The organism is Salinivibrio socompensis S35, from assembly GCF_000513715.1.
Classification (GTDB): domain Bacteria; phylum Pseudomonadota; class Gammaproteobacteria; order Enterobacterales; family Vibrionaceae; genus Salinivibrio; species Salinivibrio socompensis.
This window is the reverse complement of the sequence record NZ_AQOD01000011.1, coordinates 1-10289: the sequence shown is the minus strand read 5'-3', so window position 1 is coordinate 10289 and position 10289 is coordinate 1. Positions and strand designations below refer to the sequence as shown.

Annotated in this window: 7 protein-coding genes and 3 pseudogenes; 4 read left to right on the top strand and 6 right to left on the bottom strand. The window is 50.1% G+C overall.

Annotated features, from left to right (window positions below; all coding sequences use genetic code 11):
- From hemC to DZ54_RS0101590, 4 genes and pseudogenes are all read left to right on the top strand, one after another.
- Nucleotides 1-420, top strand: a pseudogene (gene hemC / locus DZ54_RS0101605) (hydroxymethylbilane synthase); the annotation flags it as partial.
- Nucleotides 417-1181 carry a uroporphyrinogen-III synthase gene (locus DZ54_RS18065; protein ID WP_037353280.1) on the top strand — a complete coding sequence of 255 codons (765 nt, stop codon included), beginning with the start codon at nt 417-419 and terminating at the stop codon, nt 1179-1181. The pseudogene hemC and the gene DZ54_RS18065, both read left to right, overlap by 4 nt.
- Nucleotides 1174-2310, top strand: coding sequence for a uroporphyrinogen-III C-methyltransferase (locus DZ54_RS0101595; RefSeq protein ID WP_025672881.1), 1137 nt, complete (start codon nt 1174-1176; stop codon nt 2308-2310). Before DZ54_RS18065 ends, DZ54_RS0101595 begins: the two co-directional genes overlap by 8 nt.
- Complete coding sequence (locus tag DZ54_RS0101590; protein WP_025672880.1) at nt 2307-3503, top strand: heme biosynthesis HemY N-terminal domain-containing protein; 1197 nt, start codon at nt 2307-2309, stop codon at nt 3501-3503. The genes DZ54_RS0101595 and DZ54_RS0101590 overlap by 4 nt, the downstream gene beginning before the upstream one ends.
- Nucleotides 3504-3626: 123 nt before the next feature.
- Here the strand turns inward: DZ54_RS0101590 and DZ54_RS0101585 are convergent, their stop codons facing one another.
- The 6 genes and pseudogenes from DZ54_RS0101585 to DZ54_RS18055 form a co-directional block, all read right to left on the bottom strand.
- Complete coding sequence (locus tag DZ54_RS0101585) at nt 3627-4097, bottom strand: hypothetical protein (protein WP_037353277.1); 471 nt, start codon at nt 4095-4097, stop codon at nt 3627-3629.
- A gap of 23 nt (nt 4098-4120) precedes the next feature.
- Nucleotides 4121-4429 carry a hypothetical protein gene (locus DZ54_RS0101580; RefSeq protein ID WP_025672878.1) on the bottom strand — a complete coding sequence of 103 codons (309 nt, stop codon included), beginning with the start codon at nt 4427-4429 and terminating at the stop codon, nt 4121-4123.
- Between the two features lie 120 nt (nt 4430-4549).
- On the bottom strand, nt 4550-5488 hold the full coding sequence (locus DZ54_RS0101575) for an ABC transporter permease (RefSeq protein WP_025672877.1): 939 nt from the start codon (nt 5486-5488) through the stop codon (nt 4550-4552).
- Nucleotides 5489-5491: 3 nt separating this feature from the next.
- The gene (locus DZ54_RS0101570) at nt 5492-6469 is read right to left on the bottom strand and encodes an ABC transporter permease (RefSeq protein ID WP_025672876.1); all 978 of its coding nucleotides are present in this window, start codon (nt 6467-6469) and stop codon (nt 5492-5494) included.
- 59 nt (nt 6470-6528) lie between these two features.
- Nucleotides 6529-8081: pseudogene (locus tag DZ54_RS18060) on the bottom strand (ABC transporter substrate-binding protein).
- Between the two features lie 86 nt (nt 8082-8167).
- A pseudogene (locus DZ54_RS18055) lies at nt 8168-9886 on the bottom strand (ABC transporter ATP-binding protein).
- Nucleotides 9887-10289 lie beyond the last annotated feature (403 nt).

The window sequence follows — 10289 nt, the reverse complement described above, 5'->3', positions numbered from 1 at the left end:
GGTCTAAAACGGTTAGGCTTACATGAACGCATTCGTAATGAAATTCCGCCGGAAGTGATCCTACCCGCTGTCGGCCAMGGGGCGGTCGGTATTGAGTGCCGACTGGATGATGAGCGTATTCGGACTTTATTGGCACCGCTTTCTGATGCCAGTACCACACAACGTGTCCTTTGTGAGCGGGCGATGAATAATCGTCTTGAAGGTGGGTGTCAGGTACCAATCGGCAGTTACTCGGAAATCCAAGGCGATAAGATTTGGTTACGCGCGCTGGTGGGCGAACCCGATGGCTCGACAATCTTACGCGCCGAAATCACCGGTCCTTTGGAGAAAGGAGAAGCGCTCGGCACCGATTTGGCCGAACAGTTACTCGCCCAAGGCGCTCGTCAAATCTTAGATAAGCTTTATCAAGACGACGCATGACCGTTGTTGTTGTTCGTCCTGAACCTGATTGCCACCAGCTGGTTAAGCAGCTCCACGCGCACGGCTTGGCAGCAACGCCGTGCCCGTTGGTGAGCTTTCTTCCTGGGCGAGATCTCACGACGTTACCCCGCACCTTAACCGCTCTCCCATCAGGCAGCGTGCTAGTCGCCGTGAGTCCGCGCGCGGTTGCATTCGCGGATCATGCCCTGCAAAACGCCCAGCAGGCCTGGCCAACAGATTGTCAATATGTCGCGGTGGGCCAACGCACGGCAAGTGACTGGCAAACGGTCTGCGGCCAAGCGGTACAATATCCCGCCCGTGAAGACAGCGAAGGTATGTTAGCGCTAGCCCCTTTTACTGCCGTGACAGGGACGCAAGTGGTGATCCTACGCGGGGAGAGCGGACGCGAGATGATGGCAAAAACACTTCGCGATCAAGGCGCACAAGTTCACTATTGCGAGACTTATCGGCGACAATGGGCGGTTGAGCCTTTAGTATCGCAAGTAGTAAGCTGGACGAAAGACACTACCGACACAGTGGTGATTACCAGTGGCCAACAATTAGCCTACTTTGATCAACTTATCACACTAAGCGGACAGCACTGGCTGCGCCAATGCCGTATACTGGTGCCCAGTAAAAGGATTCAAGATCAAGCCACTGCGCTCGATTTTGACACGATTACGACCGTTGACAGCGTGGCCAACTCAGCACTGGTTAACACGCTGCTCAGGTTAAGTAAAACGGGACTTTCGGATGACTGACAATAAAAATACCGACACCAAATCAAGCAAGGCGACGACACCATCGTCACCCAAGACACACGCGACGGATGCGCCATCATCAGACAGAGCAGCAAAAAAAACCTCATCATCAGGGGGACGTAGCGGTATTGTTCTCGGTGCCATTGCCATCGCGATTGCAATCGGATCGAGTGGATGGGTGTTCTATCATGGGCATCAGCAAGCGACTGTTTTACAAAACACTGTATCGGCACAACAAGCCCAAATTGCTAGCCTCGACCAAGCGCTGACTCAACAACAGCAAGCCGCTAAAGCAGCCAGAGAACAACTTGAGGACGCTACCAGTACGCGTCTGAATCAACAAGACAGTAGCCTGAAGAGCTTGCAAAAAGCGGTTGCCGAAGTAAAAGGCCGCCGCCCTAACGACTGGCTACTGGCGGAAGCGGATTATCTCATCCGTATGGCAGGACGTAAAATTGGGCTCGAGCATGATGCGCAAAGCGCGACAGCATTGATGGAAGCGGCGGATCATCGAATTGCTCAGCTTAATGATCCTTCATTGATGCCAATTCGCCAAGCGATGGCTAATGACATTACCGCGTTAAAAGCCGTTAAACGTGTCGATAAAGATGGCATTGTCTTACGCTTAACGAGCATGCAGCAGCAGGTAGAAAACCTGCCATTAGCCAGTGCGGTGATCCCTGATGTCGAAGACACACAAGCGCCTGTGGTGAGCGAATCAGTTAACGATTGGCAGACTAACCTGACCACCTCATTAAAAGGTTTTGTTGATAATTTCATTACCTACCGAAAACGCGACGGCAATGTGGTCCCGCTTCTGTCACCCACCCAGAGTTATTATCTGCAAGAGAACCTGAAAAACAAGCTTGACCAGGCAATGCGCGCCGTTTACCAAGGAAATGATACGCTTTATCACGAAGCCATTGGCATGGCAAAAGACTGGGCGTTACGTTTTTATAATCAAGACGCCAACGCCACCACCCGCTTTGTCGAGCAGCTGGACGCGTTAAATAAACAAACCATTGGGGTTGACCTTCCAAATAAGCTAAAGAGTCAATCGCTCGTCAGTGATGAAATCGACACCCGCTTGCGCCGAGATATCGCGCCGCTGACAGGAGGTCAATCATGATACGATTGCTATTATTGGTCCTCGTCTTAGCGGCAGGCTTGGTGGTTGGCCCACAATTAGCGGGCCATCAAGGCTATGTGCTCATTTCGGCCGCCCAGCAAACCATCGAAATGAGTGTGACGACCTTACTGGTTGTTATTGTCGCGCTGATCGCAGTGCTATGGGTGCTGGAATGGATACTCCGAAAGCTGTTCTCGATGAGCAGTACCGCCAGTAGTTGGCTATCCGGTCGAAAACAACGCAAGGCGCGTCAGCAAACCCAAACCGGCTTAATGAAGTTACGCGAAGGCGAATGGAAAAAAGCCGAAAAGCTACTAGCTAAAGCCCGTTCACACAGTGACGCCCCCATGCATAACTTGCTCGCAGCGGCAGAAGCCGCGCAACAACGCCGAGATTTACATGCGCGGGATCAGTACCTGCAACACGCCGCCGATCTTAATGCCAACAGTTTAGCGCTCGCCCTCACTCGTGCCCAGTTACACAGCCAGAGCGGACAATATGAAGAAGCGTTAGCTTCACTGCGAGCAATAAAACGCCAGCATCCACGCAACCCCGTAATGCTGTCACTGTTAAAAGAGACCTACATCCAGTTGGAAGATTGGTCGGCGTTACTCAACCTTCTCCCGACGCTAAAAAAAGCACAATTGCTCGACAGTGAACCACTCGACGAGTTGTATCAACGTGCCGAGCTTGGCGTCATGTCGCATGTTGCCAGCCAGCAAGGAACAGAAGGACTGCTTGCGCATTGGAACCAACTGCCAAAAGCGAAGCGAAATCAGCCTGCTCTTCTCGCTGGATTAGTCCATCACTTATCGGCGCGAAACGCTGACTCTGAAGCCTATATTCTGTTACGCGAAACATTGAAAAAGCGGCTCGATGATCGCTTGGTTTCACTGATCCCTACGCTCAACTTGCCCGACAGTTATCCGGCCGTGGTCATGTTGGAAGAGTTGCTCACCCGTGATAGTCGCAATCCGGTTATTCACAGCGCACTCGGACAGCTGCTAATGCAAGCAGGCAAATGGCAAGAAGCACGCAGCCACTTTGAACAAGCACTCGAATACCGTACCGATGTCAGTGACTATGCCTATCTGGCCGACGTGTTGGATAAACTTAATCAAGGCAAAGCGGCCAGCGATATCTCACGCACCGCCTTAAAAATGGCGCTGCCCGAGCGTCCGCCTGCGGCATAATACGCGTAACAAACGGAAAGCAAAACGCCCCATAGAGAAATGGGGCGTTTAGGTCGATACGACACCTATACTTATCGCTTTCTGTCGTCAATCGTTCCATCAAGGCAGCTGCCCTGCGACTCGCTATCCTTTTTTACACAATACATTGAGCGCCGCCGCTTTATTACGCGTCACAACCGAGCCCGTATTGGCATCAATGCCTTGTGCGCCTTTCACCCAGTAAGGTAAACGCACCGGTAATTGGTCGGTCGCCTTGGCAACCTGCGCTAAGTCCTGCTTAGACGCCAGTACCATTCCTTCTTGCTGACAACGTGGCTCTGCTTTCGCATAAGGCAGCCGCACCCAACTCATGGCCTTCTCTGTGTACTGCTTATCGCCCTGTTCAGGCTCAGGTAAACCAAAATGACTCAGATTGACGGCCTTTTTGGCTTGTGCCGCTTTCATGCTTGGGCCTGACAGATTGGACGCTTTTGTCTCCGCCAAGGGCGGTAAACGTATGACCGCTGGCTGAGACAGTGGCTGACGGGTTTGACGCAATACTGCTTGCTGTGTCGGACCAAACATGCGTACACGTTGCAGCACCAACTTAGCCACATCGAGATTCTGATAAGGGCCGATTAAACAACGGCCGCGCCCTTCACGCACTTGAACTTGAAAGGGTAAATTCGGCAAGCTTGGCGCAACGTTTGATAAAACTGACGTGACGGCACCCCTTTTGTGGCACCACACTGGACCCAAAATGCCGAACTTTGCGGGTCGGGTGACTGACCACCCCACAGCCCATTTCCGATATCGCATTTCTCGCCAATGATCGGCCAATCTTGCTGATGATCGATGATCGCGCAAGGTGTTTGCGCGGCATTCACCGAGGAGATCATTCCCCATGTTGCTATCAGAGTGATAATCAAACCTCGCCACCGCCCCATGATGTGCTCCCTTCGTCACTTGATGTGCTTCAGCTTAAGCAAAGTCGTACGACGACTCAAGCAAGTGATTCTCAAGCTGTTAGCTGCAAACAAAAATGGCTGCCTATGCAGCCATTTTCTTCACCCTTTATAGATTTTGGGGTTGAATACATCCCTGAGCCAATCGCCAAGCAGATTGATCACCAGCACCAACAGCACCAAGGCAATACCAGGAAAGGCCGTTATCCACCATGAACCGGAGAAAATGTAATTAAAGCCAATACTGATTAATGAGCCTAGAGACGGCTGATCAACCGGCATCCCCAAGCCTAAAAACGATAATGCCGCTTCCGACATAATCGCGTTCGCGACTTGGACGGTTGAAATCACCAAGATTGGAGACAGACAGTTAGGGAGAATGTGCCGGAACATAATGCGCGGAGAGCGAAACCCCATCACACGCGCGGCTTCGACGTATTCTTTTTTCTTCTCTGCCAGCACAGACGCACGAATCGTACGCGCATATTGCGGCCATTCTGCAATCCCGATAATCACCACTAGCATCAAAATCGCATACTGACTATAAAACTCGCTACCAAAGCTGGCTTTAAAAATCGCAGACACAATGATCGCCACCATCATGGTAGAGAAGGACAGTTGAATATCCGCAATCCGCATAAAGAAGCTATCTATCCGGCCACCAAAATACCCAGCACTCAGACCAATGATTGTTCCTAAGATCAACTGCAGTCCTACCGCACACAGACCAATGGTCAAAGAGATACGCAGGCCATAAATCATGGTGGATAATATATCTCGACCTTGGTTATCGGTCCCTAATAAAAAGCGTGGATCGCTCCACTCCATCCAGGCGGGCGGTAACTCAGAATCCATGATATCAATCGCCATCAGATCATAGGGATTGGTTGGTGCCACCAAAGGGGCAAACACAGCCAGCAGAAGAAAAACCATAAAAATGGTAAAACTGGCCATCGCCACTTTGTCACGCTTAAAGTGATAGAGGAAATCTGAGGCCAAAAAGCGTTGCCAGCGATTTGGGATTGTATTTGCTTGTGTCATCGCTTACGCCTCCTTGCCTGTAATATTAACCGTGGGGTTAATCAAGCCATACAGTAAATCCACAAATGTATTGGTGACGACAAAGATTAAGCCGACGAAAATCACATAGGCGGTAATCAAAGGTGTATCGACGCGGTTGATCGCTTCAAGAAAAAGAAACCCCATCCCCGGCCACTGAAACACGGTTTCAGTCAAAATGGTGTAGGCAATCATGGTCCCGATTTGTACCCCGCCCACTGTCACGACAGGTAGCATGGTATTTTTCAATGCATGCTGGTAGTACACCTTATTTTCAGGTAACCCTTTCGCTCGAGCGAATTTGACATATTCAGTGCCTAAGGCTTCCAGCATTTCAGAGCGCACCAGGCGAATAAATAAAGGCAACATGATAGAGGCCAATGACACGGCCGGTAACACCAAGTGGGCAAGCCCGTCCAAGGTGAAGAAACCAGACTCCCAGCCTAGCCAATTGGCCGTTTCTCCTCGCCCATAGGACGGTAACCAGCCAAGTTCAATGGCAAAAACATACATCAGCATGATCGCAGTCAGAAAGACCGGGATCGAGATCCCCACGATACTAAAACCCATGATGACCTTAGTAAGAAAACTCTTGGGATGAATCGCGGAGTACACGCCGAGTGGAATCGACACCACAACAATGATCAGCGCCGCGCCGACCACCAGCTCCAAGGTCGCGACCAACTTATCCATAATGACGTCTACGACGGGACGTTTAAAAAAGTAAGACGTTCCTAAATCGCCCTGCAGCGCCTTCCCCACAAAGCGCGTGTATTTGGTGATAAAGGGATCATTGAGCCCCATTTCGTCGCGTAGCGCATCACGCTCCGCTTCTGATACTGATTGCCCCACCAGCTCCCGTAAGGGGTCGCCAAGGTTGTCTTGGATAGCAAACGCCACCAGACTGATGACAAACATCACAATCAGTGCTTGTATCAGACGTTTGACTAAAAACGTTACCATGTGTGCCTCTAAGCGATTAGATAATCAAGGCCCCAAGGATTGGGGCCTGTTTTACGCCATTACTCGACCACTAGATCGCCGAAGTAAGGGAAGTTCATACCGTTAACGATCGGTTTGATATTAACGTTATTTTTGGCTGCCCAAGATGGATCTTGCCAGTGCAATGGTAAGAAAGCCGCTTCGTCGTAAAGGATTTTCTCGACCTTTTGCAGCATCGCACTGCGTTTTTCCAGATCCGTTTCTGAGTTCGCGGCAATAACCAGCTTGTCGACTTCACTGTTCGAGTAATGCCCACAGTTGTACTGGCCCTTACCAGAGTCCGCATCGCGGGTCATGGTGAGGAATTCAGTAAAGTTCGCTGAGTCTTCGGTGTCCGGGTGCCAACCGATCATCTGCATACCGGCTTCACACTTATCAAACTCAGGCCAGTACTGCGCTTTTGGCATGGTCTGCAAATCCACTTTGATACCAATTTTCGCCATCATCGCGGATACCGCTTGGGCGATTTTTTCATCGTTTACGTAGCGGTTATTGGGCGCAATCATGGTGACAGAGAAACCATCAGGGTAACCGGCTTCTTCCATCAACTGTTTCGCTTTCGCCAAATCATAGCGAGGCTCGAGATCGGCATTGTAGCCGGCGTATCCGACGGGGCTTTGCTGGCTTGCCGGTGTCGCAGCACCTTTCATGATTTTTTGCGCGATCCCTTCGTTGTTGACCGCGTAAGCGACCGCCTGGCGAACACGTGGTCTTTAAACTCATCCACCACACTTTGGTTCATTTGGAAGGTGATCACCCGCGTACCTGGCATGGTTACCAGCTGTAAGTTATCAGAGCGATCGATACGACGATAATCGTTGGGAGATACAGGCGCGATCATATCAACGTCACCCGATAGCAATGCCGCAACACGGGTGGCGTCTTCTTTGATCGGACGCAACGTGATGTTGTCGACATTGCCTACGCTGTCTTTGTCCCAGTAATTCTCATTACGGTCAAATTCGACCACCACGCCTTGTTCACGCTCGTCGACCACATATGGCCCTGTGCCTGACAAGTGTGTTGACGCATACGTTGAACCATTTTTCTTCAGCTCAGATTTGTCGCGTCCGTCTTCTGTTTCACCGCTATAGAATTTGCTATCCATCGGAAAGACATACGTCATCACGTTTTCTACCAGTGGGTAAGTGCCGTCCGTGACCACATCAATCGTGTGCTCGTCGACTTTTTTTATGTCGACAATTGGGGTGAAAATCCCTTTAAAATCCGGCGAAGATTTCAAACGATCAAACGTCCAAACAACGTCATCGGCACTAAATGGGTTACCGGAGTGGAAAGTGACCCCTTCGCGGAGGTTGAAACGCACGGTTTCATTGTCGATACGCTCCCACGATGTGGCGAGACGAGGCTCGAAATCCATCTCTTGGGTGAATCGCACCAAGGGATCGAAAACCATGTGTGATAGCTGTAACGTACCACCAGACAGTTGCTCATGCGGATCCAGAGAAACAGGGTCCGCGTCATAAGCCACGGTCATGTCGGCAGCGGCAGCACTAAAACTCAAGCCAGCGGCCATAAGTGCCACGGCTATCTTGCTCTTCATTGTTTTCATTGCATAACTCCTTTATGCGCAGGGTATATCCTGCTGTGTTTGCATCATGGATAAGGTGCGGCGCTTGGCCGCGTCGACATAGCAGGCTATGCCGGTTGCAAACCTTCCGTGCTCATTCCCTTAAATTCAGGCATCAATGAGATAAGATGACGGCTATATTCATGTTGTGGGTCAGTGAAAAGTTGCTCGGTTGGAGCAACTTCCAGTAGCTGACCTTTACGCATCACCCCAATGCGATCGCACATTTGTCGAATTACGGGTAAATCGTGGCTGATAAACAACATGGTCAGATTGAGCTCGTCTTGAAGATCTTTAAGCAGGTTCAAGATCTGTGCCTGTACTGACACATCCAACGCTGACGTCGGCTCATCGCAAATCAGCAATCGAGGTCGTGTCGCGAGTGCGCGGGCAATCGAGATACGCTGACGTTGGCCACCAGAAACTCATGCGGGTATTTAATCCCCGCACCACGTCCAAGCCCCACGTGATCGAGCAAGTCTCCGACAATTTGACGAATTTGCGATTCACTCTCTGCCAAGCGGTGAAAGCGAATCGGCTCGGCGATAATGTCATAAATCTTCATCCGCGGGTTCATGGATGAATACGGGTTTTGAAATACCATCTGCATTTGGCGGCGAATCGGACGACGGGCCCGCTCACTTTTTATCGCCGTCAGATCGATATCTTCAAAAATAATCTGTCCCGTATTGGGCGGATACAGCCCGGTAATCGCCCGAGCAATGGTTGATTTCCCTGAACCTGATTCGCCCACCAGACCGAAGGTTTCTCCTTCAGCAATGTCAAAACTGACATGGTCCGAGGCTTGAACATATTCACGGCGGCTGGCAAAAAACGAATCCTTGGTGACAAATCGCAAACGAGACATCTTTCACTTGCAATAAAGGCCCGGTGTACGCGCGCTGGTCTTGGCTTTGTCCCAACCAGTGGTTTTTCACATCCAGCTCTAAGGTTTCGCCTGCTTCTTCGATGTAATTCACCAAAGGAAAGCGGTCAAGCTTGATGTCAGAACGTGGCACAGCGGAAATTAAGCTTTGCGTGTAAGGATGTTGCGGATTGCCCAACACCTGCTGTGTGGTGCCTAATTCAACCAAATCACCACGATACATAACCGCGACACGGTCGGTCACATTCGCCACCACACCCATGTCGTGGGTCACTAACATACAGCCAACGTTTTTCTTCTGGCACAGATCGCGAATCAAATTGAGAATTTGGTCTTGTATCGACACATCCAGCGCTGTCGTTGGCTCATCGGCGATAATGAGATCGGGTTCACCCGCCAACGCGACTGCAATCACCACGCGCTGACGCATCCCACCAGAAAATTGATGCGGATACTGCTTAATACGCAACTCGGGCTCTGGGATCCCGACCTGCTCCATCAGGTTTAGTGCACGCTGATAGGCTTGCTGTTGCGTCACATTGAGATTGGTCATTACCGTCTCTGTCAGCTGTTGTTCGACGGTAAATAACGGATTCAGAGAGGTCATCGGATCTTGAAAAATAAACCCAATTTTATTACCACGCACTTTGCGCATTTGATTCGGTGTCAGGCCCGATATTTTTTGACCATCCAGGAAAACATCGCCGCTGGCGATCCGCCCTGGGGGGCTAAGTAAATCAATCACAGCATTTCCGACTGTTGATTTTCCTGCGCCGGACTCGCCGACCACACCCACAATCTCCCCACGTTCAATGGTCAGTGATAGTGAGGTCACAGCCGCGTGAACGCCATGGCGAGACGGATACTCTATTCGGAGGTTATTGACTTCTAACAGTGACATTTTTCATCCTTGATATCGTCGAAGGTGACGATCAACGTCCTAACCAAAACAAGGGGATTATCTCGCCTTGGAGAGATGCGGTTCTAATCTGGCAAAAATTTTACAAAAAATCAACATCACAGAAGAAAACACCATAACGGCTCAATCATCTCGAATATTCATTCATATGGCTGCCAGCGCTTACTCAACAGCAAGGCATAAAACACATTTCATATCATAAAGATATAAGCTATTCCCATCCCCACTGTTTTAAAGCAAATCGCACATAGAATAAAGCAATGCAACTTAACAGGCATATAACAACAGTAGTGATAAAGACTGGATTGAAAACGAAAAACCACTTACTAAAGTTACACATTACTCAATTAAATAGATTTTTATTCTTTTAATTGACATGGTATAG